This window comes from Paenibacillus tyrphae, from assembly GCF_027925525.1.
GTDB lineage: Bacteria > Bacillota > Bacilli > Paenibacillales > NBRC-103111 > Paenibacillus_G > Paenibacillus_G tyrfis_B.
Genome location: NZ_BSDJ01000009.1, coordinates 99,564 through 126,164, shown reverse-complemented (window position 1 = coordinate 126,164; position 26,601 = coordinate 99,564). Strand labels below are relative to the sequence as shown.

The 26,601-nt window shown below is 52.5% G+C and carries 25 protein-coding genes; 22 read left to right on the top strand and 3 right to left on the bottom strand.

Annotated elements, in window-relative coordinates; all coding sequences use genetic code 11:
- Positions 1-45: 45 nt before the first annotated feature.
- Positions 46-642 (bottom strand): hypothetical protein, encoded by a 597-nt coding sequence (locus tag QMG93_RS12945; RefSeq protein ID WP_281937022.1) that lies wholly within the window; start codon positions 640-642, stop codon positions 46-48.
- 351 nt (positions 643-993) lie between these two features.
- On the opposite strand from QMG93_RS12945, the gene QMG93_RS12940 reads away from it, so the two are divergent.
- From QMG93_RS12940 to QMG93_RS12880, 13 genes are all read left to right on the top strand, one after another.
- A complete protein-coding gene (locus QMG93_RS12940) occupies positions 994-1,167 on the top strand; it encodes a hypothetical protein (RefSeq protein WP_281937020.1) in 174 nt (57 codons plus the stop codon).
- Between the two features lie 33 nt (positions 1,168-1,200).
- Complete coding sequence (locus tag QMG93_RS12935) at positions 1,201-2,271, top strand: CotH kinase family protein (protein WP_281937018.1); 1,071 nt, start codon at positions 1,201-1,203, stop codon at positions 2,269-2,271.
- A gap of 134 nt (positions 2,272-2,405) precedes the next feature.
- Positions 2,406-4,601: a RelA/SpoT family protein gene (locus QMG93_RS12930; protein ID WP_281937016.1), complete on the top strand. Its 2,196-nt coding sequence runs from the start codon at positions 2,406-2,408 to the stop codon at positions 4,599-4,601.
- 42 nt (positions 4,602-4,643) lie between these two features.
- On the top strand, positions 4,644-5,090 hold the full coding sequence (gene dtd / locus QMG93_RS12925) for a D-aminoacyl-tRNA deacylase (RefSeq protein WP_281937014.1): 447 nt from the start codon (positions 4,644-4,646) through the stop codon (positions 5,088-5,090).
- Positions 5,091-5,250: 160 nt separating this feature from the next.
- Complete coding sequence (locus tag QMG93_RS12920; protein ID WP_253408551.1) at positions 5,251-5,427, top strand: hypothetical protein; 177 nt, start codon at positions 5,251-5,253, stop codon at positions 5,425-5,427.
- Between the two features lie 199 nt (positions 5,428-5,626).
- Positions 5,627-7,165, top strand: coding sequence for a coproporphyrinogen III oxidase (locus tag QMG93_RS12915; protein WP_281937010.1), 1,539 nt, complete (start codon positions 5,627-5,629; stop codon positions 7,163-7,165).
- A 74-nt stretch (positions 7,166-7,239) separates the two neighbouring features.
- Positions 7,240-9,201, top strand: coding sequence for an FAD-dependent oxidoreductase (locus tag QMG93_RS12910; RefSeq protein ID WP_281937008.1), 1,962 nt, complete (start codon positions 7,240-7,242; stop codon positions 9,199-9,201).
- A 463-nt stretch (positions 9,202-9,664) separates the two neighbouring features.
- Entirely contained in the window at positions 9,665-10,927 is a 1,263-nt protein-coding gene (gene hisS / locus QMG93_RS12905) for a histidine--tRNA ligase (protein WP_281937006.1), read from the top strand.
- Between the two features lie 25 nt (positions 10,928-10,952).
- The gene (aspS, locus tag QMG93_RS12900; protein WP_281937004.1) at positions 10,953-12,740 is read left to right on the top strand and encodes an aspartate--tRNA ligase; all 1,788 of its coding nucleotides are present in this window, start codon (positions 10,953-10,955) and stop codon (positions 12,738-12,740) included.
- Positions 12,741-12,772: 32 nt separating this feature from the next.
- Positions 12,773-13,525: a tRNA threonylcarbamoyladenosine dehydratase gene (locus tag QMG93_RS12895; protein WP_281937003.1), complete on the top strand. Its 753-nt coding sequence runs from the start codon at positions 12,773-12,775 to the stop codon at positions 13,523-13,525.
- A 138-nt stretch (positions 13,526-13,663) separates the two neighbouring features.
- Positions 13,664-14,449, top strand: coding sequence for a hypothetical protein (locus tag QMG93_RS12890; RefSeq protein WP_281937001.1), 786 nt, complete (start codon positions 13,664-13,666; stop codon positions 14,447-14,449).
- A 3-nt stretch (positions 14,450-14,452) separates the two neighbouring features.
- Positions 14,453-14,917: a hypothetical protein gene (locus QMG93_RS12885; protein ID WP_281936999.1), complete on the top strand. Its 465-nt coding sequence runs from the start codon at positions 14,453-14,455 to the stop codon at positions 14,915-14,917.
- A 133-nt stretch (positions 14,918-15,050) separates the two neighbouring features.
- Positions 15,051-16,304 (top strand): replication-associated recombination protein A, encoded by a 1,254-nt coding sequence (locus tag QMG93_RS12880; RefSeq protein ID WP_281936997.1) that lies wholly within the window; start codon positions 15,051-15,053, stop codon positions 16,302-16,304.
- A gap of 64 nt (positions 16,305-16,368) precedes the next feature.
- On the opposite strand, the gene QMG93_RS12875 is transcribed toward QMG93_RS12880, so the two are convergent.
- Positions 16,369-17,049: a sensor domain-containing protein gene (locus QMG93_RS12875; RefSeq protein WP_281936995.1), complete on the bottom strand. Its 681-nt coding sequence runs from the start codon at positions 17,047-17,049 to the stop codon at positions 16,369-16,371.
- Positions 17,050-17,267: 218 nt separating this feature from the next.
- Here QMG93_RS12875 and QMG93_RS12870 point away from each other — a divergent pair, with 218 nt between their 5' ends.
- The 4 genes from QMG93_RS12870 (at position 17,268) to QMG93_RS12855 (ending at position 21,632) form a co-directional block, all read left to right on the top strand.
- On the top strand, positions 17,268-17,894 hold the full coding sequence (locus QMG93_RS12870; RefSeq protein ID WP_281936993.1) for a YhbD family protein: 627 nt from the start codon (positions 17,268-17,270) through the stop codon (positions 17,892-17,894).
- Positions 17,895-17,941: 47 nt separating this feature from the next.
- Positions 17,942-18,664 (top strand): polymer-forming cytoskeletal protein, encoded by a 723-nt coding sequence (locus QMG93_RS12865; RefSeq protein ID WP_281936991.1) that lies wholly within the window; start codon positions 17,942-17,944, stop codon positions 18,662-18,664.
- A complete protein-coding gene (locus QMG93_RS12860) occupies positions 18,645-20,198 on the top strand; it encodes an MDR family MFS transporter (RefSeq protein WP_281936989.1) in 1,554 nt (517 codons plus the stop codon). Before QMG93_RS12865 ends, QMG93_RS12860 begins: the two co-directional genes overlap by 20 nt.
- A 135-nt stretch (positions 20,199-20,333) precedes the next feature.
- A complete protein-coding gene (locus QMG93_RS12855; protein WP_281936987.1) occupies positions 20,334-21,632 on the top strand; it encodes an extracellular solute-binding protein in 1,299 nt (432 codons plus the stop codon).
- A gap of 56 nt (positions 21,633-21,688) precedes the next feature.
- Here QMG93_RS12855 and mnmA read toward each other — a convergent pair whose 3' ends face one another.
- On the bottom strand, positions 21,689-22,780 hold the full coding sequence (mnmA, locus tag QMG93_RS12850) for a tRNA 2-thiouridine(34) synthase MnmA (protein WP_413789291.1): 1,092 nt from the start codon (positions 22,778-22,780) through the stop codon (positions 21,689-21,691).
- A 173-nt stretch (positions 22,781-22,953) separates the two neighbouring features.
- Here mnmA and cymR point away from each other — a divergent pair, with 173 nt between their 5' ends.
- The 5 genes from cymR (at position 22,954) to QMG93_RS12825 (ending at position 26,562) form a co-directional block, all read left to right on the top strand.
- The gene (gene cymR / locus QMG93_RS12845) at positions 22,954-23,376 is read left to right on the top strand and encodes a cysteine metabolism transcriptional regulator CymR (RefSeq protein ID WP_010497078.1); all 423 of its coding nucleotides are present in this window, start codon (positions 22,954-22,956) and stop codon (positions 23,374-23,376) included.
- 38 nt (positions 23,377-23,414) lie between these two features.
- Entirely contained in the window at positions 23,415-24,566 is a 1,152-nt protein-coding gene (locus tag QMG93_RS12840; protein ID WP_281936984.1) for a cysteine desulfurase family protein, read from the top strand.
- Between the two features lie 36 nt (positions 24,567-24,602).
- Positions 24,603-25,124: a PRC-barrel domain-containing protein gene (locus QMG93_RS12835; protein WP_036689958.1), complete on the top strand. Its 522-nt coding sequence runs from the start codon at positions 24,603-24,605 to the stop codon at positions 25,122-25,124.
- A 10-nt stretch (positions 25,125-25,134) separates the two neighbouring features.
- The gene (locus tag QMG93_RS12830) at positions 25,135-25,332 is read left to right on the top strand and encodes a hypothetical protein (RefSeq protein ID WP_010497085.1); all 198 of its coding nucleotides are present in this window, start codon (positions 25,135-25,137) and stop codon (positions 25,330-25,332) included.
- 159 nt (positions 25,333-25,491) lie between these two features.
- The gene (locus QMG93_RS12825; protein ID WP_281936982.1) at positions 25,492-26,562 is read left to right on the top strand and encodes an AI-2E family transporter; all 1,071 of its coding nucleotides are present in this window, start codon (positions 25,492-25,494) and stop codon (positions 26,560-26,562) included.
- Positions 26,563-26,601 lie beyond the last annotated feature (39 nt).

The following is a 26,601-nucleotide window of genomic DNA, read 5'->3' as shown; positions in this document are numbered from 1 at the left end:
GCATATGCGGCTCGTGAGGCAGGCATTCGGTGCCTTGTCCGGGACTTAAGTGGAGAAAGGAGCTTCCCAAAAGTTAAAGCCTTGTGATCTCCCGCTGCGGCTGCTTCGGTGACTACGATTAGCGCGGTTGCCGCTGTGACTGCTCTTGTTGTTATTATTGCCGCCTGATTTTGGGGTTGCATTTCCGTTTGCCTTCCCGCTTTTATTCCTGTTTTTGTCTCCACGGCTTTTCAGTCCGACGGTAACACTCTTAATATGGAAAAGAGGGACGCGAACAGGTTCGTTGTTAATAATGACGATAACATGATCAGATGTTACATCAGATACAATACCTTCCAGTTTTTTCGGACCTCCCCGGTTAATCTTAACGAAATTGTGGCGAAGCTCATGCAGCAAATCGTTAAAGCTGGAGGTTTTGATGTGCGCCGTAACCGATCCGTTCGTCCCCGAGCTTTTTTGGTCGGTGGACTGCGAAATGCTCTTCAAATGAGTCGTATTTACATAGACGGCACCATCTTCTGTACTTAGGGCCACATAGTTGGGATGAATTCCGATCAATTTACCGGTAACGGCATCCGGATCTCCCCGGTTAATTTTCACCTCTGAACCGATCAAACTTTTAAACGTGCTATGTTCCGCCATGATATATTCCCCTCCGTGTAATAAAATTGTGGCTTTTCCGATTACCTGAATGGATGACCTGCGATGGCTTGTCACCGAATCGCCAACTTGCCGTATGGGCACCGACCTCCTTACATTTGTCGATGGAGTTGATTTGCAATTTATTTATATGTATCTCGCATCATTCGGTATAGTCTGAAATGTAGTTGACTTTTAATTTCCGCTAGTATCTTGAGACCTGGACATAGTGTTGGTAGATTTTGCGGGACAAGGCGAAAGTTCTTGTTGAAGAATTAACGTTTGTTCCGTGACAACGCTTTCACTGCAAGTATAAGTTAAAACTATCAATGGGAAAGAAGGTAGTTTTGCACTATGAATCCTTTATTTTCTAATTGCGATCCATGGTTTTGGGGCGGAAATCAAGGCGAAATGGGGCAGCCGACGTGGCCGGAGCTAGCGTTAATTGCAGACAAGGCACTCGCCGTGACTGAGCTGTTTATGGACGCATACGGTAAAGTAGCACAAAAAGCCTATCCTCAAGGATAGGCTTTTTGCTTTGTAGAGAAAGGCGGAAGGCCGATGTTTGCAGAACTGCCTGTGAGGCATTTGGTAATTGGCGAGCAGCAGTTGAAAGAGCTGCAAAAAAATGTCTGGAGCAACCGTTTCGTTCAAGGAAGTATGGCGTCCGAGGGAACGAAAAGGATGATCAAGGTTCGCTACCGGGGCGGACATACACGCGACTACCCGAAACGTTCCTACGAAGTAGTTAGCGGCGGGAAAACGTACCATTATAATGCCGAGTACGACGATCCTTCCTTGATTCGGAATGCTTTGTCGTTTCGTTTTTTCGAATGGATCGGGGTGCCTTGTCCTCAAACCAGACATTGTTTGCTGCGGCTCAACGGCCAAAATTTAGGGGTGTATCTGGAAATTGAAGGAGTCGACCATTATTTTTTCCGAAGACGGGGAATCTCGGTTCAATCGCTATTTTATGCTATAAACGACAATGCTAACTTCAGCTTGTATTCAAACGATTCGAGCCGCAAAAAATCCTCATTATTTTCGGGCTACAAGCAAATGATCGGGTCCTCGGATGATCGGAGCAAGTTCACGTTGTTTATCCGTAAGCTGAATACGCTCGGCTCGGACAGATCTAAAGCGCTGTTATCTTATCTGCAGCTTCGCTTGGACATCGACAATTACCTCCGCTGGTTGGCAGGGGCCGTTTTAACTGGAAATTATGACGGCTTCGATCAGAACTATGCCATGTATCGGCACCGAAAATCACAAAAATACCGGATCATTCCATGGGATTATGAAGGCACCTGGGGGAGGAACTGTTTCGGCAAACCGTGCGGCAGCGATTTGGTGCGCGTGACGGGGTATAACCGGCTGACCCGTACCTTGCTGAAATTTCCGGCCGTCCGGAGCAAATATAAAAAGCTGCTTGCGGCTATGCTGAACGACCCGTTCACGGTAAGAAGAATCATTCCCGTCGCCTACACCATGCATAGCGCGATCAGGCCTCATGTGATACGGGATACGGCTCGCAAATGGTCGGTTTCGGAGTTCGAGGGCGAAGTATGGATGATTCGCAGGTATATTGAAGAACGCCGAAGGCTCGTAGCCGATGCGCTCCGGGATTTGTAGCCGCCAGCGTAAGAGGAGCGTGTATAATTGTCCGTTTTGCGCGTAATATGTCGGTTTGTCCCGCAAATTCTTGACGCAGCCCCCGGTTCAAGGGCATAATGGATTAAAATCGAATTAAGGGAATGGATGAACGGATGGGGATAGAGCAGCTTCTTGCGAAGGCATCCACATATGTGAAAGAAAATGACCTGAAACGAATCCGGGAAGCTTATGAATTTGCGGATCAGGCGCATTACGGCCAAGTGCGCAAATCCGGAGAACCCTATATATTGCATCCGCTTGCCGTAGCGGACATTTTGGTTAACATGCAGATGGATACGACTTCCATCATTGCTGCGCTGCTCCATGACGTGGTGGAGGATACGACGGTATCACTCGAAACGGTGCATGGAAAGTTCGGCGCTACCTGTGCGATGATCGTCGACGGCCTCACCAAACTCGAGAAAATCAAATTCAAGAGCAAGGAAGAGCACCAGAACGAAAACTATCGCAAAATGTTCGTCGCCATGGCACAGGACATTCGCGTCATTCTTATTAAATTGGCGGACCGTCTGCATAACATGCGAACGCTCAAGCACCAGTCGGAAGAAGCGCAGCGGCGCATCGCGGACGAGACGCTGGAGATCTTTTGCCCGATCGCGCATCGTCTGGGGATATCGGCGATCAAGTGGGAGATGGAAGACATCGCCCTGCGATACTTGAATCCCCAGCAGTATTACCGCATCGTGAACCTTATGCAGAAGAAGCGCGCCGAACGGGAGCAGTACTTAAGCGACGTCATTACGTCGGTAGGCGAGAAGCTGCAGGAGATGGGGATCGACGGCGACATCTCGGGAAGACCGAAACATATTTACAGCATTTACAAGAAGATGACGGTGAAAAGCAAGCAGTTCAATGAAATCTACGATCTGCTGGCGCTGCGGATTATCGTCGACAATATTAAAGACTGCTACGCCACGCTAGGGATCATCCATACGCTATGGAAGCCGATGCCTGGCCGTTTCAAAGATTATATCGCCATGCCGAAGCCGAATATGTATCAATCGCTGCATACGACGGTCATCGGTCCGAAAGGCGAGCCGTTGGAAGTTCAGATCCGCACGTTTGAGATGCACCGTACCTCGGAGTATGGGGTCGCTGCGCATTGGGCCTATAAAGAAGGCACATCTGTCCCGTCAGGCAGCTACGAAGACAAGATGCATTTTATCCGCGAGATTCTAGAGCTCCAGAACGATACACAGGATGCACAGGAGTTCGTCGAGTCGCTTAAAATGGATTTTTTCTCCGATCTGGTGTTCGTCTTTACGCCGAAAGGGGAAGTCATCGAACTGCCAGCGGGCTCGGTCCCGCTCGACTTTGCTTACCGGATTCATACGGAGGTCGGCAACCGTACGATCGGCGCCAAAGTCAACGGTCGCATCGTCCCGCTCGACCACAAGCTGAAAACCGGCGATATTATCGAGATTTTGACGTCCAAGCATTCGTACGGACCGAGCCAGGATTGGGTGAAAATTGCTCAATCGTCGCACGCCCGAACCAAGATTCGCCAATGGTTCAAGAAAGAGCGCCGCGAAGAAAACGTGCTCAAGGGCCGCGAAATGATCGAGCGCGAGCTGAAACGGCTTGGCTACGACGTTCCTGCGCTGACGAAAGATGACGAGATGCTGGAGGTCGCCCGAAAGTTCAACTTTAACGAAATCGAGGACATGCTGTCGGCCGTCGGCTTCGGCGGCATCACCGCGGCCCAGATCGTAACCCGTTTGACCGAGAAGGTTCGCAGGGAAGCGGAGGAAGCCCAGCAGCAGGCGATGCTTACGTCCGAGGTTAAGGAAATGAAAGCGCCGGTGTCGGATAAGGAGCGCAAAGGCCGTCCGACCGGAGGGGTCCGGGTCAAAGGAGTGGACAACCTGCTTGTGCGGTTTGCCCGCTGCTGTAATCCCGTTCCGGGCGATGTGATTATCGGGTATATTACGCGGGGGCGGGGGGTATCCGTTCACCGTTCGGACTGTACGAACATTCCTTCACCGGAATGCAGCGAAGAAGGGAATCGCGTGATCGAGGTGGAGTGGGCGGACAACATCGAGGCGAATTACAATGTCGAGATCGAAATTACGGGACACGACCGGCGCGGACTGCTAAACGAAGTGCTGCAGGTCGTATCGGAATGCAAAACGGTCATTTCTGCCGTTTCCGGCCGCTCGGATAAAAATAAGATGGTGGTCATCCACATGACGATATTGATCCGCAATATCGATCATCTGCATTCGGTCGTGGAAAAAATCAAGCGGATCAAGGACGTATATTCGGTACAACGCATTATGCAGGCTTAAAGCCCCGGAAATTTTATTTTTTGAAACGGAGTCTGGACGTTCATGAGAGTGGTACTGCAAAGAAGCAAAGCGGCACAAGTGACGGTGGACGGTGAAACGGTAGGACGCATCGACCAAGGCTTGGTGCTGCTCGTCGGCATTGCAGATGGCGATACCGAGGAGGATGCCCGGTACGTTGCCGATAAAATAGCGGGCTTGCGCATATTTGAAGACGAACAAGGGAAAATGAACCATTCGGTGCTTGAGACCGGAGGCCAGGTGCTGTCCATCTCTCAATTCACCTTATACGGGGACTGCCGGAAGGGAAGACGGCCCAATTTCATGGCGGCCGCTCGTCCTGAGCTTGCGGAGCCGCTTTACGAACGGTTTAACGGTATGCTTCGCGAAGCGGGGCTTCAAGTGGAGACCGGACGGTTCGGGGCAATGATGGACGTGTCCCTCGTCAACGACGGACCGGTTACGCTCATTGTCGAAAGCAAGCAGGCCTAGAGTCCGGGACAGGAGCCGCACGTATAACGGCTTTTATCCGCGGCTGTTCAAGAGGCTTCGGCATGCGAATAAGCAGGGCTCAGGCGGGGGACAATGAGAATAAGCCTGCACACGGTTTATCTTGTGCGGCTGCCCGACATCTAAGGAGCCTATGCCTATTATGTACCGATCGCCGAAAGAACAAAGCTTACTGATGCCGGAGCTGCAACTTGGTTCCGGCGGTCTGGCGGAGGCGGCGGCATTGCAATCGTCCGGCATGGACGATACGGAAATCCGTGCCGATTTCTCTTCTTCCAGCGAGCAACTGAAGCGGACGGCGCGCAAACCGTTCCGCTGACCAAAAAGACGGGCCGTTTTCGTGGATTGAGCGAAAGCGGCCCGTTTGTTTCATTAGACAGCCAAATATGCTAAACTATTGCTAGTTTTGTTCCAATTTGAAACTTCTTGTGCAGTAGTCCCGTCTTATAAGTGACGAAGCATTTGTTTCGGCATCCAGCGGCTGACTCGCACAGACGATTAACGGAGGATGGAATGCATTGAAAATCGAATTCGAGCGTGTCGGTTTCGGTGAACAGGCCAATGAGCTGTTTCATATAGGCAAGCTTTTTTTCGAAGAGGTCGAGGCGGTCTACGAGAGAACGGACGATGCGCGCCTGCACGTTCGCGTCGATGTGGAAGCCGATGAAACGAAGCGAGTAATCAGGTCCAAGATCCGACTGACCGACCGGGAGACGGAAGCCGCTTACGACAACGAGCATGAGCGGGCGATGGATGCGCGGGACGCCGGGCATAAACGCACCGTCAAGCGGGCGGTCAGCTACGGGCTGCTTCAAGTGCTTCGCGAGTATACCGGGCTGGAGCAGGCATGGGGGATTTTGACCGGCGTGCGGCCGACCAAGCTGATGCATAACATGATGATGAAACAACCGATGGAAAGCTGCAAGCAAACGCTGCGCGACGAGTATCTCGTCACCGAACCGAAAGTGGAGCTGCTTGCCGGTATAGCCGAACGTCAACTGAAAGTGATCCCTGATTTGTTCCATTTGGACCGGGAAGTGAGCATTTATATCGGAATCCCGTTTTGTCCGACCAAATGCGCGTACTGTACATTTCCGGCCTACGATATTCGGGGAAATAACGGATCTGTCGAGGCGTTTCTGGAAGGATTGCATTACGAGATTCGTGAGATGGGCCGCTGGTTGCGGGAAGCCGGAGTCGGCATAACGACGATTTATTGGGGCGGAGGAACGCCGACGAGCATTACGGCCGAGCAGATGGATGCGCTGTTCGTCACGATGCACGAATCGTTCCCGGCGATGGATCGTGTCCGCGAGCTTACCGTCGAAGCCGGCCGTCCGGATACGATAACCGAAGACAAGATCGAAGTAATGAAACGTTGGAAGGTCGACCGAATCAGTATTAACCCGCAAAGCTTCACGCAGGCGACACTTGATGCGATCGGACGGCACCATACGGTGACGGAAACGATCGAGAAGTTCAAGCTCGCGCGAAAGCTCGGCCTGAACAACATCAACATGGATCTGATTATTGGGCTGCCGAACGAAGGAATGGCTGAGCTGCAGAGGACGCTCGATCAAACGGCCGAGCTGCTGCCGGAATCGCTGACGGTTCATACGCTTTCCTTCAAGCGCGCTTCCAAGATGACGAAGAACAAAAGCGAGTACGAAGTGGCGGAACGGGACGAAATAGCCGAGATGATTCGCACAGCCTCCGAATGGATGGAGGAGCACGGATACAAGCCGTATTACATGTACCGGCAGAAAAACATCTTGGGCAATCAGGAGAACGTCGGCTATTCGCTCGAAGGCTTCGAGAGTCTGTATAACATTCTGATGATGGAAGAGCGTCAGACGATTATCGGACTCGGCTGCGGCGCGGTAAGCAAAGTGCTGTATCCGAAGGTCGAGCATGAGGACGGCTACGAGCAGCGCATCGAACGGATGCCGAACCCGAAGGAGCCCTCCTTCTACAACGAGGCTTATCAAGAGTATGTAGACAAAAAAATCAGGCTGCTGAACGATGCTTATGGCATTCCGGCCGGCCAGCCGTCTTAAGGCTACGTAATGGATCATGCTTCGTTTTAATTTCGAATGATCAGGCATTAATCATAACATGGCAGAGGTGTATTATGGCAGGGAAATCGAACAATTCCGGAGGCAGCGCAAAAGGATACGTACTAGTAATCGCACTGATCGTTCTAATTGCGGCTGGCGCCGGTGCATGGCATTACTGGAAAGCAGGGGGAACGAAAGCAGGAGCGGGGGGCGGTGAACGAAAAGCCGCCCAGAAGCTGGAAGAAGTGAAGACGGTAAGCACTCCAAAAGACAGCTATGACCTTATCGTGGCCGGTACCGACCCCGAGGGAGTGGCGGCGGCTGTTTCCGCGGCGCGCAACGGCCAGAAGACATTGCTGGTTGACGGAAAAGACCGCGAGATCTTGGGCGGACTGATGACGCTCGGATGGTTAAACAGCTTGGACATGAACTATGAGCCGGACAAAAGTGTCCTACATAAACGGGAAATGCTCAACAAGGGCATATTTGCGGAGTGGTACGGCAAAATTGAAGGAGATTCGTTCGATGTCGTGACGGCAGCAAATGCCTTTAATTCGCTGGTAGCCGCGGAGAAAAATATCGACGTGCTGCTGAAGGTCAAATCGATGGAGCCGATCACCTCCCCTTCGGGTACGGTTTCCAAAATCACGGGCATGAAGCTGACGCTGGCCGACGGCAGTGTCAAAACCGTCGAGACCAAAGCACTCATCGATGCAACGCAGGATGCGGACATTGCCGCATCCGCCGGAGTTCCTTATACGACGGGACGCGAAGATCTCGGCGACAAGAAGGCGCGTATGGCCGTGACGCTCGTCTTCCGGCTGAAGAACGTCACGCCGGACGTATGGGAGAAGGTCCGTAAGCGTCTGGACGGAGATAACGACGCCGGAACAGGCGCGAATGAAATGAGCGCCTGGGGCTACAAAGACATGAAGGATTATCCTGCGGTCAATAAAGATCGCGTGCGGATGCGGGGATTGAACATCGGACGTCAGAACAACGATACGATGCTGATCAACGCGCTGCAAATTTTCGGAATTGACGGAACCGACCCCAAATCGCGTGAAGAAGCATTTAAGCTCGGCAAGGACGAGCTTCCGAATATTGTGAAATACATGAAGGAAAAATATCCTGAATTTGCCGGCATCGACTTGGACGATACAGCGCCGGAGCTATATGTGCGCGAAACGCGTCACATCCAAGGCGAATACCGCCTCAGCATTATCGACGTGCTCGAAAACCGCGATCAATGGGATCGCATCGGTTTCGGCTCCTATCCGGTCGATATTCAGCGCATGTCGCCTGCGGATACCGGTGCGGTCGTGACCGTGCCTCAGCAATACGCAGTACCTTTCCGCAGCATCGTGCCGCTGAAAGTGGACGGGCTGCTGGTCGTCGGACGCGCGGCAAGCTTCGATTCGCTCCCGCACGGGACCGCACGAGTTATTCCAGTCGGTATGGCGGCCGGCGAGGCAGCCGGGGCCGCGGCGAAAATCGCGGCGGACTCCGGAAGCACGTTCCGTCAAATGTCCGCCAACAAAGAAGCCATTACGAAGCTTCAGGATACGCTGAATAATCAGGGCATGGTACTGAAGCCGTTCAGCATTAAGGCCCAGCCGTTCATGGAGCATAAAGCGTACGAAGGCCTGAAGGTAGCGGTCACGCTCGGTCTTGCGACAGGCGGATACGACAACAACTTTGCGCTGGACAGCAAGTCCAACCAGCAGCGGTTAGTCAACCTTCTCTTGGGCATGCGCAAGTTCAAGCCCGAGGCCATGGCCGGGAACCCGGGAGAGGCGCTCGCCAAAGGCACCGATCCGAAGACACTGCCGGTTACGTTGGACCAAGCGGCGCATATGATCGCCCTTCTGCTGAAGGTGGAAACGGCGCCCGAGCAAGCGCTGCAGACACTGCAGAGTAAAGGATTCCTTGCTGCCGCGACGTTGGACGGCATTGCAAATAAGCAGGAGCTGACCAACGGCGATGCGTATATGATGATGAAAGACGTATATAACGCGCTGAAGGCGGCAAAATAATCCGAATGAAAATTTGCAAGCAAGCGGATGTTTTTTCTTGACTTTGGATACCTTCGCGGGTAGAATAAATTCTAATTCCATGTCATATCTTGTAGATCCGTTGATGGGACAAAGTAATTCGAACCTTGCGTATCCAGAGAGGGAAGCCCAGGCTGCAAGCTTCCTTATGCGAATCGGACGAACAGACCTCCCGGAGGACGAACGGGGAACCCCGGCCAGACGAAGGCGTTTATAGCCAGTGCCGGATATTAGTCGTTTGCGGCTGGCGGACGTTACCCGCTTGAAGAGTGTGAGCGAGTTATTTTGCGGAAAGCCGGGCCCGGCAGTAGCAAGCTCGTTCGAATCGTGGGTGGTACCGCGGGAGACTTTGAGCAAGTACAATCTCTCGTCCCTGAATTAGTTCAGGGGCGGGAGTTTTTTATTTTTTTGTGCTGAAACGCGACAGAAAGGAGTCTGGGCTTACATGAGCATCCAAAAACCAAAGGGCACGCAAGACCTGCTGCCCGGCGAAATTGAGAAATGGCAGTATATTGAGACGAAGGCCCGGGAACTGTGTCGGCGTTTCAATTTTCGCGAGATTCGTACGCCGATGTTCGAGCACACGGAGCTGTTCCAGCGCGGCGTAGGAGAGACGACGGACATCGTCGAGAAGGAAATGTACACCTTCCTGGACAAAGGCGACCGCAGCATTTCGCTTCGTCCCGAAGGAACGGCCGGAGTCGTTCGCTCCTATGTAGAAAACAAGCTGTATGGCGAGCCGGATGTCAGCAAGCTGTATTATATCGGCCCGATGTTCCGCTACGAGCAGCCGCAGGCCGGCCGCTACCGCCAGTTTCACCAGTTCGGCATCGAAGCGTTCGGTTCGGTGGATCCGAGTCTCGATGCGGAAATCATTGCGCTGGGCTACACGTTCTATAAGGAGCTGGGGTTAAAAGACGTCACGGTGGAAATCAACTCCGTTGGCAATCCGGCTGTGAGGGCTGTATACCGCGAGAAAATTCAGCAGTTCTTCGCTCCGGTGAAGGATAAGCTGTGCAAGGATTGTCAATCGCGCTACGACCGCAATCCGATGAGGATTCTCGACTGTAAGGTCGATCAGAAATACGGCGAAGGCGCACCGACCATTCTCGAATACTTGGACGAGGAATGCCAAACGCATTTCCAAGCGGTGCAACAATATTTGACTGCGATGGAAATTCCGTTCCGCATCAACCGACGTCTGGTGCGGGGACTGGATTACTATACGCACACCGCGTTCGAGTATAAAGCGGCGGGTATCGGCGCGATCGATACGATCGGCGGCGGCGGGCGTTATAACGGCCTTGTCGGACAGATCGGCGGAACCGACCAGCCGGGCGTCGGCTTCGGGCTCGGCATGGAGCGTATCCTGCTTGTGCTGCAGGCACAGGGAGTCGATATTCCGGCGGCTAAGCCGTTGGATGTGTACTTGATCGGCCTCGGCGAAGCCGCAGAGCGCGAGTGTGTGAAGCTGCTGCAAAATCTGCGACTGGCGGGGCTATCTGCGGAAAAAGACTACTTGGGCCGCAAAATCAAAGCGAAAATGAAATCGGCCGACCGGTACAACGCAGCTTATGTCGCCATTCTTGGTGACGACGAGCTCGCGAAGGGCGAGATCACCTTGAAAACGATGGCTACCGGCGAACAAGAAACGCTGGCTCTCTCCGATTTCGTGCAGACATTGCGCGAACGGGCTGGGCAAGTTTAACGATAAAATGGAGGTAAAAAACACCATGACGACGATGTTAAAAACGCATCATTGCGGTACTTTGAGCAAAGCTAATGTTGGAGAGACGGTAACGCTGAACGGTTGGGTGCAGCGCCGCCGCGACCTGGGCGGGGTATTGTTCATCGATCTGCGCGACCGGAGCGGGATCGTGCAAATCGTATTTAATCCGGCTTTTTCCGGCGAAGCGCTTGCGGTAGCAGACCGGGCGCGCAACGAATACGTGCTCGCGGTACGCGGCGAAGTCGTTGAGCGGGATGCGGAGACTGTTAACCCGAACCTTCCGACCGGGGAGATCGAAGTACGCATCAAGGAGATCGAGATCCTGAATGCCGCGAAAAATCCGCCGTTCTTCATCGAAGACGGGATCGAAATCGACGAATCGTTGCGTCTCAAGCACCGCTATCTCGACCTGCGCCGTCCGGAAATGCAGCATACGTTAATGCTTCGCGCCAAAGCGGCCAAAATATTCCGCGATTATTTGGACGAGAACGGCTTTATCGAGGTGGAAACGCCGATTTTGATCAACAGCACACCGGAAGGCGCACGCGATTATTTGGTGCCAAGCCGTGTTCACCCGGGCGAATTTTTCGCGCTGCCGCAGTCGCCGCAAATTTTCAAACAGTTGCTGATGGTAAGCGGCATGGAGCGCTACTACCAAATCGCCCGCTGCTTCCGCGACGAAGATTTACGCGCCGACCGCCAACCGGAATTTACGCAGGTGGACATCGAGACGTCGTTCCTGTCGCAGGACCAATTGCTCGACATGATGGAGAAGCTCGTCGTACGCTTGTTTAAAGAAACGGCCGGCGCCGACATCGAAACGCCGTTCCAACGCATCAGCTATGCGGACGCGATGGGCAAATACGGCTCCGACAAGCCGGACCTTCGTTTCGGCCTCGAGCTGCAGGACGTTTCGGACATTGTCGCCGAATCGGGCGTCCAAGTATTTGCGAACATCATTAAAAAGGGCGGCCAGGTGAAGGCGCTCAATGCCAAAGGTTGCGCCGCTTGGAGCCGCAAGGAAATCGACGATCTCGGCGTATTCGCCGCACGCTACGGGGCCAAAGGGCTTGCGTGGATGACGTATAAAGACGGCGAGCTGAAAGGGCCGATCGTGAAATTTTTCAACGAGCAGGAGCTGGAGCAGCTCAAGCAGCGTCTGGAAGCCGAAGAAGGCGACCTGCTGCTGTTCTCCGCCGATACGAAGAAGGTCGTTGCCGATGTGCTCGGTAACCTTCGTTTGAAAATCGGCCGTCAGTTGGGCCTCATCGACGACAGCAAATTCAAGTTTGCGTGGGTAGTGGACTTCCCGCTGCTCAGCTATGACGAAGAAGCGAAGCGCTATGTGGCGGAGCATCATCCGTTTACTAGTCCGAAGGCAGAAGACATGCATTACTTCGACACCGATCCGGGTCAAATCCGTGCGCAGGCCTACGACCTTGTGCTGAACGGCTACGAAGTCGGCGGCGGCTCCATGCGGATTTATCAGCGCGAAGTGCAAGAGAAAATGTTTGCTACGCTGAACCTTCCCAAGGAAGATGTGCAGGAGAAATTCGGCTACCTGCTGGAGGCTTTCGAATACGGTACGCCGCCTCACGGGGGTATTGCTTTCGGGTTCGACCGGCTCGTGATGCTGATTACCGGCCGCACCAACCTGCGCGAAACGATTGCCTTCCCGAAAACGGCCAGCGCATCGGACCTGTTGACGGGAGCTCCGGGTCCAGTAGATGCCAAGCAGCTTGAGGACCTGTCCATTCGTTTGGCGCTCAAGCAGCCTTCCGCCAAAGCTTAAGACCCGAATAAGAGGAGTGTGGACAGTAAGCCATGCTGCATCAATTTTCCCGTACGGAGCTGGCAATCGGCCCGGAAGGGCTTGAGGTTATGAAAAACAGTACGGTGGCGGTTCTCGGCATCGGCGGCGTCGGTTCGATCGCCGCCGAAGCGCTGGCCCGCACCGGCGTCGGCCGAATCATCATGATCGACAAGGATGTCGTCGACATTACGAATGTGAACCGGCAAATTCATGCTTTGATGACGACGGTCGGCCAGCCGAAGGCTGAGCTGATGCGTGATCGTATTCTGCAAATTAACCCGGAATGCGATGCCATCGCCCTGCGCATGTTTTATACCGAAGAAACGCATGAGCAGCTGTTCGAATATCCGTTGGATTATGTATTGGACGCTTCGGATACGATCAGCTATAAAATTCATCTGATCAAGCAATGCCTGCAGCGCAAGATTCCGCTCATTTCGAGTATGGGCGCCGCCAACAAGATGGACCCGACTCGATTTCAGGTGGCAGATATCTCTAAGACGAGCGTCGATCCGATGGCACGCGTGATTCGTCACAAGCTGCGGAAAGAAGGCATCAAGAAGGGCGTTAAAGTCGTATTTTCGACGGAAGAGCCGATCAAGCCGCGGGTTGACGTTACGCAGCGGATTGTGCCGGAGAATGCGCCTGAGATTCGTAAGGCGCAGCAGCCGCCAGCCAGCAACGCGTTCGTTCCGCCGGTCGCCGGGCTGATCATGGTCAGCGTCGCTGTCCGCGACCTCCTGTCCAAGGCCGGACTGAAGTAGCATAATCAGCAATTCGGCATTAAGAAAGCATCCTTTGTAGCGAATATGCGAAAAGGGTGCTTTTTTTGTCATTTTTGGGGCAAGATAGAAAAAGTAAGTTCAAAGGTGACTTCATTTTTTTCAATCGGAGTGCGGACCATGGAACGAAGCCCAACTGCGGGAAGCCACAAGCGCTATTTGGCTTATTTCGGAACCTTGAATATCAACCTGCTGCATTTGCGTAAGCCCTGGGTGATCGCTTGGTGGTCGGCGGCGTTTCCGGGATTCGGTCATTTGCTCCTAGGCAGTCACATTAAAGGGCTTATCTTGATATTATGGGAAATTGGAATCAACATGCAGTCGGGAATCAATAAGTCGATGGTTTACTCTTTTACGGGTCATGTCGATCTGTCGAAGCAGGTGCTGAATCCACGTTGGCTGCTGCTGTATATTCCCGTCTATATTTACGCCATCTGGGACAGCTACCGCAGCACGATTGAATTGAACAAGCAATGGGTGCTGGCCGAGTGGGAGCGTGCGCCCATTGTCTCCTTTAAAATGAGCGGAATGTCCTTGAATCATTTGGACAAAAGCTCGCCCTGGCTCGCTATGGCCTGGTCCATGCTCATGCCGGGGCTTGGGCAGCTGTATCTTCGCCGCATTCCAATCGGCTTTTTTCTGCTGGCCGGTTGGATCGGCTTTATGTATTTCTCGGCTATTGCGGAAATCGTACTCGTTACTATGGCAGGGGGTAACGTACAGGCGTGGCACTTGATTAACACGCAATGGGCCTTGTTTATGCCTTCTTTTTACTGCTTTGCGGCTTACGAGGCTTACGTGTATTCGGTCGGATACAATAAATTATTCGATAAGGCCCAGAATCAATGGCTGGAGCGCAACTATGGGACACTGCGCCTCAGATTCGGCCGAGCGACGGGGCGGTAGAAGATGTATATCGTAGCGACTTTTCGTCATTCGTCGGAGCTGGAGCTGGCCATCTGCGAATTGGAACGGCAAGGCATCCTTGCCGAAGCAATTGCCGCAGTTCCGCTTAAGGAAAACGGCCCGCAGGAGATAAGGGTATTCGATACGATTCGTCATTCCGACGGGGTTAGCATGCTTGACGGCCCCGCTGTAGTCGGAACGATCGGTTCCGTACTGGGAGCATCGATGGGTTTCCGCTGGGCCATGGGTCCGATTATCGGCGGGCTGCTCGGGCTTGCGGCAGGGGCTGCTCTTGGCTTTGTATTGGATTGGCTGATTAACTTCAAACGGCGAAAAAAACGCAAGCGGAGAGAACATGGTGCGGACGTCGTCCTGATTGTGGAGTGCAACCCCGATCAAGCATCGGATGTCCGGCACATTATGAAGCGCTGGCTTGCCCTCGGAATCGGTCAGCTTGGCTCGGGCTGAATTCCAAACCTTTGTAAATCGTCCCAAGTGCTTTTATAATAAAAAGCATAGGTTACCCGTTCGCAGCACATGTGCGGCGCCAGGGGCCTGTGCTTTTTTTGCGAATATTCAGGATTGGCGGTCAGAGGAAACCATGGACTTATTCGATTTTAACCGGACGAACGAATATAAGCCGCTGGCGGAAAGAATGCGCCCGCAAAATCTGGAGCAATTTTTCGGACAGAAGCATTTGCTCGGCGAAGGCAAGGTGCTGCGCCGGCTCATCGAAACGGACAAGATCGGCTCCATGATTTTGCAAGGTCCGCCTTCCAGTGGCAAAACGACGCTCGCCACGATCATCAGCGGAATGACCAGCTCGCATTTTGAGAAATTGAACGGCGTCTCGCTTTCGGTTTCGGATCTGCGGGAAGTCGCCCGTAAAGCGAAAGACAATCTGAAGCTGTACAATCAGCGGACGATTCTGTTTTTGGATGAAATCCACGCGCTCAAAAGCAACGTGCAGGAATCGCTGCTGCCTATCGTCGAAGACGGAACCATTATTCTGATCGGCGCGACGACGGAAAGCATCGCACACGATATCATCCCGCCTCTTGTCAGCCGCTGCCGCGTGTATCGGCTTGAAGCGCTGCAAAAAGACGATCTGGAGCAAATTTTGCGTCAGGCATTGGCGGACCCGGAAAGAGGGCTGGGCGGGGAGTATCAGATAACCCAGGAAGCGATGGATTATTTATGCGACGTCTGCAATGGCGATGTAAGAAATGCTTTGATCGCCCTGGAAACGGCCGCTTATTCGCTGCACGATTCACAGATGATCGAGCTGCAGACGATTCAGGAATCGTTCGAATCCCGGATCAATGCGATTACTCATACCGATTTTTATGACATGACATCCGCCTTTTGCAAGTCGCTCCGCGGCGGCCAGACGGACGCGGCCATCTATTGGCTGGCGCGTATGCTGTATTCGGGTGTGGACCCGCTATACATCTGCCGCAGAATTGTCGTTCATGCGACGGAAGATGTCGGCATGGCCAATCCGACCGCGCTGCAAATCGCTTTGGCGGCTAAAGATGCCGTCGAGTTTGTCGGGATGCCGGAAGCACGAATGGCGATCGCCGAAGCCGTCGTGTTCATTTGCGAGAGTCCGAAAAGCAACGCGGTCTATAAAGCAATTAACGGAGCGCTCGACTACGTCAAGCAGATGAAAGCTTATGAGGTCCCCGCAGATGTCCGCGACGGTACGAGAACTTATTCGAATCCTATCGATCATCCGAACGCCCGGAACGAATATCTTCCCCCGGAAGTGAAGGGCAAGCGATTTTATCAGCCGCAAAATAGCGGGGTGGAAGCGAAGATTTTCGCGAAATATAACAAACCTGCGGCAGAGTGAAGCCGCAGGTATTCCGGCAGAGGTCAAGGGTGAAACATTTCCGGGGAAATAAGCCCGATTATGATTAGGCTCGCTGCAGAGGAACTTCACCGGCTCTTCCCTTCGTCGGATCGGAAATTTCGACAGCGATGCGTCCGAAGAATAGGGCGCTTAGACGGATTAATTTATTGGTCACCGGCAGAAGCAGCAGACCGATGCCTGCATAAATAAGCGAGATTTGGAGCGAACTGAAATCCGACGGAAGTAAACGGGCGAACAGTTCATTCTCGAAAATGTCAATGCCGATCGACTGCAGCAAAATCGTATAGACGAGCGGAGACGCCAAGAGCGCCAAGTTAACGGCCACGATCGTAATGGCAAGCGTAAACGAAATGATGCCCAGGGGCAGCTTGACGATTTGGAACAGCAGTCCAACATAAGTTGCCGGGTCGGACAGCTCCGCGCCTAACTGGCCGAAGAGGCCTCTTCGATCATGCCGCCCGGGATTGAAATCATCCGACCGAACGGAAGCTGCGACCGTCGAAGGGGATTGGAGTAGCCGGTCAGCCAGTCTTGCATCCAAAAGCGTCATGTGTTTGGCAAATCGCGCTGTCACGAGCATAAGCGGAAAGCCGACGAACAGCGGCATAAGTCCGATGGACAAGACGACACCGACGATCGTCAGCGTGAATCCGATAATGCCTGCGGGCAGAAGATAAAGCAAATAATAAAAGGCCCCGATAAATCCTGGTTTTTGCGTGTTCAATGGTTCCACATCCTCGTATCGTTTTAAACCCTTTTGACGGTTCGGGCGGCGTTTCCCCCTTCAAATATTTTCAAATTAGTCTCTGAGCAAGCATGCCATGTCTCAGGGAAACCAAATAGCTTCCTCAAAAAAAAGCTTCGATCCGGAAGTTTTTTTATTTTACAATTTACAACGTAACAATGTTATGTTACACTTATTTTTGTAAGGAGGCGTTGAAGGTGACGGAACGGGAATTGATCTCCAAAAAAGATTTGCTTGAACTGACAGGCATCTCTTACGGCCAATTATACCGCTGGAAACGAAAAAATCTCATTCCGGAAGAATGGTTTATTCGAAAGTCGACATTTACGGGACAGGAGACCTTTTTTCCAAAGGAGAGCATTTTGGCGCGGATCGATAAAATCGTGAATATGAAAGACGATTTATCGCTGGATGAGTTGGCGGACGTGTTTTCGCCGAATTTAAGCGAAGTTGCCCTCGGGCGAGCGGAGCTGGAAAAACGCAACATTGTTACGAAAGAGACGCTCGATTTTTACATCGAACAGCAGGGAACGAGCGCGGTCTACGATTTTGAAAACATCATATGCATGTATGCGCTCGACAAGCTGCTGCAAACCGGAGAGATGACGTTGGAGGAAGGAAAAGGCCTGATTCAGACCATGACGGAGCATTATCCGAAGCTTCAAGGCAAAACGGCCGAGCTGATCTTTTTTCGCAAGATGGGCATGTCCGGCTTCGTGATTGCGACTAGTCCGGGCGAAGTGTATTTCGAGCCGCGGGTAAGGTTGGTAACGCGGATTTCGATAGGCCAGTGCGCAGAGGAATTGAAAATCAAATTATCGTAAGGCGTTTTACAAAAAATATAAAATGCAGCACGTACGGAGGGATAACTATGGACAGCAATAACCGCCGCGATCTCGTTATTTCCGGCAGCGGCTCTTCCTCGGGCGGAAGCTACCGGGACGTGAAAATTAACGGCGAAGGCAAAGTTTATGGCGATATCGATTGCTTGCAATTCAAGACGAACGGAGTCAGCGAAATCTCCGGCCAAGTAAAAGCCAGGTTCATTCAAGTGAACGGTATGTCGTCGATGAACGGAAGTGTCGAGAGCGAGGACATTAAGGTTTACGGGGACGTCAAGCTGGAAGGAAACGTGTCGTACTTGGATTTTAAATGCCAGGGCAGCGCGCGGGTTCAGGGGAACATGAACGGCGACCGGATCGATCTGGAAGGGGATTTGACTGTTACCGGTGACTGCGAGGCGGAAACGTTCAATGCTAAGGGAGCGTTCCGGATCGACGGATTATTGAATGCGGGTGTTATCGATATTTCGCTATACGGTGCCAGCTCTGCGCAGGAAATTGGCGGCGAAGTGATCACGGTACGCAAAAAAGGCTTCAAGTCGCTTCTCAAGTCGTTGCTACCGATGCTCGACGCGAAGCTCGATGCTGAAACGATCGAAGGGGACGAAATTTATTTGGAGAATACGACGGCCAAGGTCGTCCGCGGCAGCCGGATTACGATCGGCCCGGGCTGTGAAATCGATCTGGTCGAGTACAAGGAAAGCTTGAACCCGTTCAAGGGAGCAAAAATCCATGAGTATCGGCAAATCTAACGGGAGCCGTCTTGGCTTTGTCGTCGCCGGTCTCTTGCTTGGCATATTGATGGCGGCAATGGACAACACGATCGTAGCGACGGCAATGGGGACGATCGTGGCCGAACTCGGCGGGCTGGATAAATTCGTCTGGGTGACATCGGCTTACATGGTGGCCGAGATGGCGGGGATGCCGATCTTCGGCAAGCTGTCCGATATGTACGGACGGAAACGGTTTTTTGTGTTCGGCTTAATCGTATTTTTGCTTGGCTCTATCTTGTGCGGCACGGCAAGCAGTATTACGGAGCTCAGCATATACCGCGCCATTCAGGGTATCGGAGGCGGCGCGCTGATGCCGATTGCGTTCACGATCATTTTTGATGTGTTTCCGCCAGAGAAGCGGGGCAAAATGTCGGGATTGTTCGGCGCGGTATTCGGACTGTCCAGCATCTTCGGACCGCTGCTGGGCGCCTATATTACCGATTATATCGGGTGGAAATGGGTATTTTACGTCAATGTGCCCATCGGACTGCTTGCCCTGTTCTTTATTGCCGTGTGTTACCGGGAGTCGCCGGTGTATGCCAAACAGCGGATTGACTGGTGGGGAGCGGTCACGTTGGTCGGCGCGATCGTATGTCTCATGTTTGCGCTGGAATTAGGCGGCGGCACCTACCCTTGGACATCGGGAACGATCATCGGTCTGTTTGCCGGATTCGTCGTGTTGTTTGGCGCGTTTCTGTATGTGGAAACCCGGGCTCGAGAGCCGATCATTTCCTTTGCGATGTTTCACAACCGTCTGTTTGCTTCCAGCAATCTGGTTGGCCTGTTCTACGGCGCGGCGTTTATCGTGGCGACGGTCTATATTCCGATCTACGTCCAAGGCGTGTTCGGCGGCAGCGCCACCAATTCGGGCCTTATCCTGCTTCCGATGATGCTGGGGACGGTCGTGACTGCGCAGTTGGGCGGTTTTCTGGCCGGCTCCGGCAAAATGTCTTACCGCGGGACGATGATTATTTTTTCCATCCTATTCACGGTATCCATCCTGCTGCTGGCCACGCTGACGCCGGATACGCCGCGGTATTTGGTAATGTTGTTCATGATCCTGGTCGGCCTCGGTACGGGCGCATCCTTCTCTGTGCTCGGCATGTCGGCGATTCACGGCTTCGAGGCGAAACAGCGTGGCTCGGCCAGCTCAACGATGTCATTTGTACGCTCGCTCGGAATGACGATCGGCATTACCGTGTACGGAATCATTCAGCGGAACGATTTGGAATCGTCGTTGGCAGGCGCATTCGGTGGTGCAGGAGCGCCGCAGGGGATAAATCTGAAAGATCCGCGCGACCTGTTGTCGCCGGCAACCCGCAGCGCGATTCCCGAGCCGATTCTCGACAAAATTACGGCATCGTTGTCGACGTCGATTTCGCACACGTTCTTGTGGGCTTTGATCCCTGCTGCGCTTACGATATTGTGCGTATTATGGATGAGCCGGGAAAAAATCCACATTTCCCCCGAACAGCGGGAAGTATCCTCCGAACACGCGGCATCGCAGTTGTAAAACCCATTATGTAGTATAGAATAGCCTGCTGAGCCATCTCAGCGGGCTTTTTATGTTACTATAGGTACGTATATCCAAATTTGGAAGGATGAATCGAGCGAAGCAACTGATTATAAAATGGGGAGCCGCGAAAAAATGAATCAACTGAAAATACGATTGAAACTGCTTCTTTGCTTGATTTGTCTCACAGCCGGCTGTTCCGGCATGAAGCCCGAAGACAAAGCAACGAAGCTAAAGGTATTTTACTACGATAAACAAAGTTTCTATGAGATTTACGGTAAGCTGTTTACTGCTCAAAACCCTCATGTCGAGATCGAAGTCGTCTCATTGGATGATTACTACAAGAAAGGTTTTTCCATGGAAGGGTATCGGGAGCTTGTAAAGAAAGAACAGCCCGATCTCATCTTCAACTTTGATCTTCAAAGCTTTGTTGAGGACGGAATGCTTGTCGATCTGGAGCCACTTCTAAAAAAATCAAAAGACGTCAACCTGGAACGGATGAACAAAAATATGACCGCTTACCTAAGAAATAAAGGCGGGGGACGATTGTACGGCCTATCACCGACCTTTCAATCCAAAGCCTTGTTTTATAACAAGACGTTATTCGATCAATTCGGGATACGTTATCCAACGGATCATATGAGCTGGGAGGAAGTGTTTCAACTGGCTGCACGGTTTGCAAAAGCAGAGCGCAATAACGGAAGCGCATATGGTTACTACCATAACATCAGCCATCCTTTCCGGCTTGTTCAAAATATCGCAGAAACCGAAGGCTTAAGTTCGACGGATACAGCCGGAGAGAAAATCATGATCAATGCTCCAAGCTGGAGACGTATTATGGATATGGTTATTTCAAGAACAAAGGAAGGCACGGTTTACATCAACCAACCGGGTGACATGCAAAAGGGAAACCTGCTGATTGAAAATCCGTTCATACAAGGGCGAGCGGCCATGACGGTAGAGTACTCGTATGAATTGGAGTATCTTTCAAACGTTGATTTCGAATGGGGAATCGCTACGGAGCCAGTGAATCCCGCTGCACCCGACCGGAGCACGTCCCTTACTCCCAATAACTTGTTCGGAATTTATTCCGGCTCCAAAAACATAGACGGAGCCTGGCAGCTGCTGGAGTATATCCATAGCGAGAAGTTTGCGAAGCTGAATAGCCGGGCAGGTTCCAACGGCAGTCTTCCAGCTTATATCGACAGCATGCAAAAGAAGGATAATAACATGGAAGCATTCTATAAACTATACCCCCAAGACGCTTATACGCCTTCCGTCCCCTATGAATTTTCAACCGAGTTTTATGAGCAAGTCCAACAATCTATGACCGGAGTGATCGAAGGAGAGCTTGAACTTGACAACGTGCTGATGGAGTTGAATAAAATCGGACAATTCAAATTGGATCAAGCCTTAAAAAATCAAAGTCGCTAAAAAGAGGAAGCTCCCCGGTTTACACCGAAAAGCTTCCCTTTTTTTACTGATCAGCTTTATTGCAAAATCTTGTCGATTACCGCGCCGCCGAGACAGACTTCCCCGTCATAGAAGACGACGGATTGCCCTGGGGTAATCGCCTTTTGCGGCTGGTCGAATACGATTTCGCAGCGGCCGCCTTCGCCGAAATGGACCGTCACGCCTTGGTCGGGTTGACGGTAGCGGAACTTCGCCGTGCAGTGCAGCGGCTCTTTCGGCGGTTCGCCGGCGATCCAGTTCAAATCCGTCGCCAGCAGTCCGGTCGAGTAGAGCGCCGGATGCTTTTCGCCTTGAACGACATACAAAATATTTTTCTCCAAATCTTTGCCAGCGACGAACCAAGGCTCTCCGCTGCCGGAGCCGCCAATGCCGAGGCCTTGACGCTGACCGAGCGTATAGTACATAAGGCCGTCGTGCCGTCCTTTTACCTCGCCCTCCAGCGTTCTCATCTCTCCCGGCTTCGCGGGCAGATAGCCGCTCAGGAACTCCTTGAAGTTCCTTTCGCCGATAAAGCAGACGCCGGTGCTGTCTTTTTTCTTCGCCGTTGCAAGCCCCGCTTTCTCTGCGATGGCCCGGACTTCCGGCTTCGGAAGATGGCCGATCGGGAACATCGCTTTCGACAACTGGTATTGGTTCAGCGCATGCAGGAAGTACGTCTGATCCTTGTTGTTGTCGACCCCACGCAGCAGCCGGTATTTGCCGTCTCGCTCCTCGACGCGGGCGTAATGGCCAGTGGCGATATAGTCGGCGCCGAGTTCGAGCGCTTTGTTCAAAAACTCCCCGAATTTGATCTCCCGGTTGCACATCACGTCGGGATTCGGCGTCCGCCCTTTGCGGTACTCGTCGAGGAAGTAGGCGAACACCTTATCCATGTATGGTTTCTCAAAATTTACCGTATAATAGGGAATGCCGATTTGGTCGCAGACGCGGCGCACGTCCTCGGCGTCCTCTTCCGCCGTGCAATGCCCGAATTCGTCGGTATCGTCCCAGTTCTTCATGAACACGCCGATGACCTCGTACCCTTGCTCCTTCAGAACAAGCGCGGATACGGAAGAATCGACGCCGCCCGACATCCCGAGAACGACTCGCGGTTTTGTTGTCATGATCATTACCTCGCTTCTATACCTGTACATCGTTCGTACATTAAAAGTATTATACATTCAAATCAAGAAAGAATAAAATTTTTCATGAATATGCCACGGTTTTTCTCCCAAATTACAAGGTTTTATGTTACCATAGAAACGATACAAAAATGTATGAAATGTAAACGAGGTGCTACAAGTTGAAGATTTCCACCAAAGGCCGCTACGGACTCACGATCATGATGGAGCTCGCGACGAAGTTCGGAGAAGGCCCCACCTCACTGAAAAGCATCGCAGAAAAGCATCAGCTTTCCGAGCATTACCTGGAGCAATTGGTTGCTCCGCTGCGTAACGCAGGTCTCGTAAAAAGCATCCGCGGCGCATACGGCGGATATATTTTGTCCAAATCGCCCGAAGACATTTCCTCCGGCGATGTGATTCGGGTGCTGGAAGGTCCGATCAGCCCGGTCGACTTCACCGAGGAAGACGATCCGGCCAAGCGTCAGCTCTGGATTCGGATCCGCGACGGAATTGCGCAGGTGCTTGATTCGACGACGCTGCACGATTTGATTTCTTACAAAGACGAAGGAAATCAGAATGACAGCTACATGTTTTACATTTAGACCGCTTTGAAATCCTCCTAACAGATGTGGTGAAAGCTTTGAAGCTCATTTATTTAGATCACGCCGCCACAACGCCCGTACTTCCCGAAGTCGTGGAAGCAATGCTTCCATATTGGACCGGGGCGTACGGGAACCCCTCAAGCACGCATCAAGCCGGTCGGGAAGCCAGAATGGCGCTTAGCGCCGCCCGGGACCGGATCTCCGCTTTTGTCGGCTGCGCGCCGTCCGAGCTCGTTTTCACAGGGAGCGGAACGGAAAGCGACAATATGGCGTTGTTCGGTGCGGCTGAGGCGTACCGGGAACGCGGCCGGCATATCATAACGACACAGATCGAACATCATGCCGTTCTTCATGCTTGCGAGCGATTGGAACAGCTTGGATACGAAGTGACTTATGTACCTGTGGACCGATTCGGCCAAGTTTCGCCGAACGATGTGGAAGAGGCCATTCGGCCGGATACGATCCTGATCAGCGTCATGTACGGCAATAATGAAGTCGGTACGCTCCAGCCGGTCGAAGCGATCGGGCGTCTTGCCAGGGAGCGCGGCATTTGTTTTCATGTCGACGCCGTTCAAGCGTTGGCTCACGTGCCTATCAATCTTCGTGAGCTGCCGGTAGATTTGATGAGTTTTTCCGCGCATAAACTGAACGGTCCCAAAGGGGTCGGCGCGTTATATATAGCCAAGAACATTCGCGTCACACCGCTGCTCTACGGCGGCGCTCAAGAACGGAAACGCCGTCCGGCGACGGAAAATACGGCAGGCATCGCAGGCTTTGCAAAAGCCGTAGAAATTTTTGACCGAAATAGGTATGAAGTGCAACAAAAGATGGAAAAACTACGTCAAGAAATGGTCACCGGATTAGAACGGCGTCTGGCCCCCTGGCAGTTTGTTGTCAACGGTCATCCTACAGAGAAGCTTCCGCATATTTTGAATGTCAGCTTCCCCGGCATTTCCACCGAGACGATGCTGATGAATCTGGATCTTGCGGGAGTGATGGCTTCAAGCGGCTCGGCTTGTACGTCCGGCTCCTTGGAAATCTCTCATGTGCTTAAGGCGATGAAGCTGCCGGATGAGGTGACGCAGTCGGCCATCCGATTCAGCTTCGGACCGGGCAACGACTCCGGGCAACTTGCTGCTGCCGCCATGGCCATTGAAACCATTGTCAGCCGATTACGTACTAAAGGATAGGGCAAATTCCGATTTGCCGGCTGGGAGAGAAGCTCGTTGAAAAAAGCGCGCGATGTTATCGGATTGCCGGTCATTTGCGTAGAGACAGGAAAACAAGTGGGCAGCGCCAAAGACCTGTTGCTGAACGAAGGCTGGGAGGTCGAGTCCGTGCTGCTCGAAGCGGGGCATTGGTTTTCCGAAGCCACGTGTATTGAGCGAAAAGACGTGATAGCGATGGGCGACGACGCTGTTACGATTGCCGCAGAACAAGCCGTCCGCCCGCTGAATCCAAGCTCCGCTTGCAGGGCGCTGCTGTTTGGCGAACGCAAGCTGAAGGGACTCCCGGTCATTACCGTCAACGGGCAGCAGCTCGGGGTGATTGAGGACGTTTATTTGGAAGCGGATAGGGGCATAAAGGTAATAGGTTACGAATTGACCGAAGGTTTCATCTCGGATCTAACGGAAGGGCGCAGATGGCTGCCGATGCCGGATGCGGTCAAGGTCGGCGACGACGCCTTAATTGTTCCCGTTCACGCCAGCGAAGCGCTTCAAGAAATCTTCGGACCAAAAGAAGAATAGGGTGATACCGATGTTACGTTGTCCAAATTGCAATTCCAAGGATATTGGCAAGATCGGCTCCCATCAGTTTTACTGCTGGGGCTGTTTTATCGAACTGACGGTGAACGGGGAAAAAATGTCCGTATTCCAAGTAGAGGAAGACGGTACGCTCAGCTCGCTCGACGATTTGTTTTTTGAAGAGGAAATGCCCGAGCTTCATGCCAACTGACGAGCACCATCGTATAGTCAAACCGCTTTCCCGGACGCTTTGAACAGGCGTCTCGGGAAGCGGTTTTTTTGTTCGCTGGGTTAAGAGCGCGGACTTGTACATATACTGTAAAAAGGCAAACTCTTCGTCAGAAGTCAGATCGAGGTAAAGGGGGGCGCTATGGACCGGTTCCCGAAACAACGGCTGCTCGTCGGCATGATCTATACGCTGCTCGGTTTGATCATTTTGTACATGCTGCTGCAGCTCCGTCCGATGCTTGCGGGTTTATATGATTTTTTGAAAAAAATTTTGACGCCGTTCGCGATCGCGCTGATCATTTCTTACGTGCTGAATCCGGTGGTGACGCTGCTCGGCGCCCGCAAAGTGCCGCGAACGATGGCCGTGCTGCTCATTTATGCGGTTTTCATTACTTCGGCGACCGTCGTGCTCATGAACCTCATTCCAATGTTCGTGCGGCAGCTCGCGGAATTGAACGATAAGATGCCGGATGTCGCCTTTAAGGCGCAAAGCGTTGTAAACGGCTTAAACGGACTCAGCTTTCTCCCGGACAGCGTACGGATGGGCATTCAGCAGTCGCTTTCCAAGCTGGAGAACGGAATCTCGCTCGCGATTGCGGAATACATTCACGGTATCGGCAGCACTATCAATACGGTCTTTCTTCTCTTCATTATTCCGTTTGTCGCCTTCTATATCCTGAAAGATTTTCAACTGATCGAAAAATCGACGCTGGCGATCGTGCCGAAAACGCACCGCAAAGAAATCGTGTCCATGCTGATGGATATCGATATGGCGCTAGGCAACTATATCCGCGGCCAGTTTACCGTATGCATGATCGTCGGGCTGCTCGCCTACATTGGGTATTGGCTGATCGGCATGCCTTATGCGCTGCTGTTGGCCAGCGTCGTTGCGGTGTTCAACATTATCCCTTATCTCGGTCCGTTTCTCGGGGCGGCGCCGGCGCTGATTGTGGCGTCCACGGTTTCCTGGAAAATGGTGCTGTTTGTCGGACTTATCAACACGGCATGTCAAATCCTCGAAGGAAATGTAATCTCGCCTCAAGTGGTCGGCCGTTCGCTCAATATGCATCCGCTTGTGATCATTTTCGCGCTGCTTGTGGGCGGTGAGATTGCAGGGGTAACGGGGCTCATCCTGGCAGTTCCGTTTTTTGCGGTCATGAAGGTGATTCTGCAGCATGTGTTTATGTATTACATTCATCGGAAGACGACGTGATTATTTTTTAGAAAAAATTTTTTATCGGGCGAAACCAAG

Bases quoted from the DNA above. Each gene is read 5' to 3' on its own strand.
- QMG93_RS12885 (WP_281936999.1), top strand. From the start codon at position 14,453: ATGTATATCGTAGCGACTTTTCGTCATTCGTCGGAGCTGGAGCTGGCC.
- QMG93_RS12930 (WP_281937016.1), top strand. From the start codon at position 2,406: ATGGGGATAGAGCAGCTTCTTGCGAAGGCATCCACATATGTGAAAGAA.
- QMG93_RS12825 (WP_281936982.1), top strand. From the start codon at position 25,492: ATGGACCGGTTCCCGAAACAACGGCTGCTCGTCGGCATGATCTATACG.
- QMG93_RS12830 (WP_010497085.1), top strand. From the start codon at position 25,135: ATGTTACGTTGTCCAAATTGCAATTCCAAGGATATTGGCAAGATCGGC.
- QMG93_RS12890 (WP_281937001.1), top strand. From the start codon at position 13,664: ATGGAACGAAGCCCAACTGCGGGAAGCCACAAGCGCTATTTGGCTTAT.
- QMG93_RS12940 (WP_281937020.1), top strand. From the start codon at position 994: ATGAATCCTTTATTTTCTAATTGCGATCCATGGTTTTGGGGCGGAAAT.
- aspS (WP_281937004.1), top strand. From the start codon at position 10,953: ATGACGACGATGTTAAAAACGCATCATTGCGGTACTTTGAGCAAAGCT.
- hisS (WP_281937006.1), top strand. From the start codon at position 9,665: ATGAGCATCCAAAAACCAAAGGGCACGCAAGACCTGCTGCCCGGCGAA.
- QMG93_RS12910 (WP_281937008.1), top strand. From the start codon at position 7,240: ATGGCAGGGAAATCGAACAATTCCGGAGGCAGCGCAAAAGGATACGTA.
- QMG93_RS12945 (WP_281937022.1), bottom strand. From the start codon at position 642: ATGGCGGAACATAGCACGTTTAAAAGTTTGATCGGTTCAGAGGTGAAA.
- QMG93_RS12935 (WP_281937018.1), top strand. From the start codon at position 1,201: ATGTTTGCAGAACTGCCTGTGAGGCATTTGGTAATTGGCGAGCAGCAG.
- QMG93_RS12895 (WP_281937003.1), top strand. From the start codon at position 12,773: ATGCTGCATCAATTTTCCCGTACGGAGCTGGCAATCGGCCCGGAAGGG.
- QMG93_RS12855 (WP_281936987.1), top strand. From the start codon at position 20,334: ATGAATCAACTGAAAATACGATTGAAACTGCTTCTTTGCTTGATTTGT.
- QMG93_RS12920 (WP_253408551.1), top strand. From the start codon at position 5,251: ATGTACCGATCGCCGAAAGAACAAAGCTTACTGATGCCGGAGCTGCAA.
- QMG93_RS12865 (WP_281936991.1), top strand. From the start codon at position 17,942: ATGGACAGCAATAACCGCCGCGATCTCGTTATTTCCGGCAGCGGCTCT.
- QMG93_RS12860 (WP_281936989.1), top strand. From the start codon at position 18,645: ATGAGTATCGGCAAATCTAACGGGAGCCGTCTTGGCTTTGTCGTCGCC.
- dtd (WP_281937014.1), top strand. From the start codon at position 4,644: ATGAGAGTGGTACTGCAAAGAAGCAAAGCGGCACAAGTGACGGTGGAC.
- QMG93_RS12880 (WP_281936997.1), top strand. From the start codon at position 15,051: ATGGACTTATTCGATTTTAACCGGACGAACGAATATAAGCCGCTGGCG.
- mnmA (WP_413789291.1), bottom strand. From the start codon at position 22,780: ATGATCATGACAACAAAACCGCGAGTCGTTCTCGGGATGTCGGGCGGC.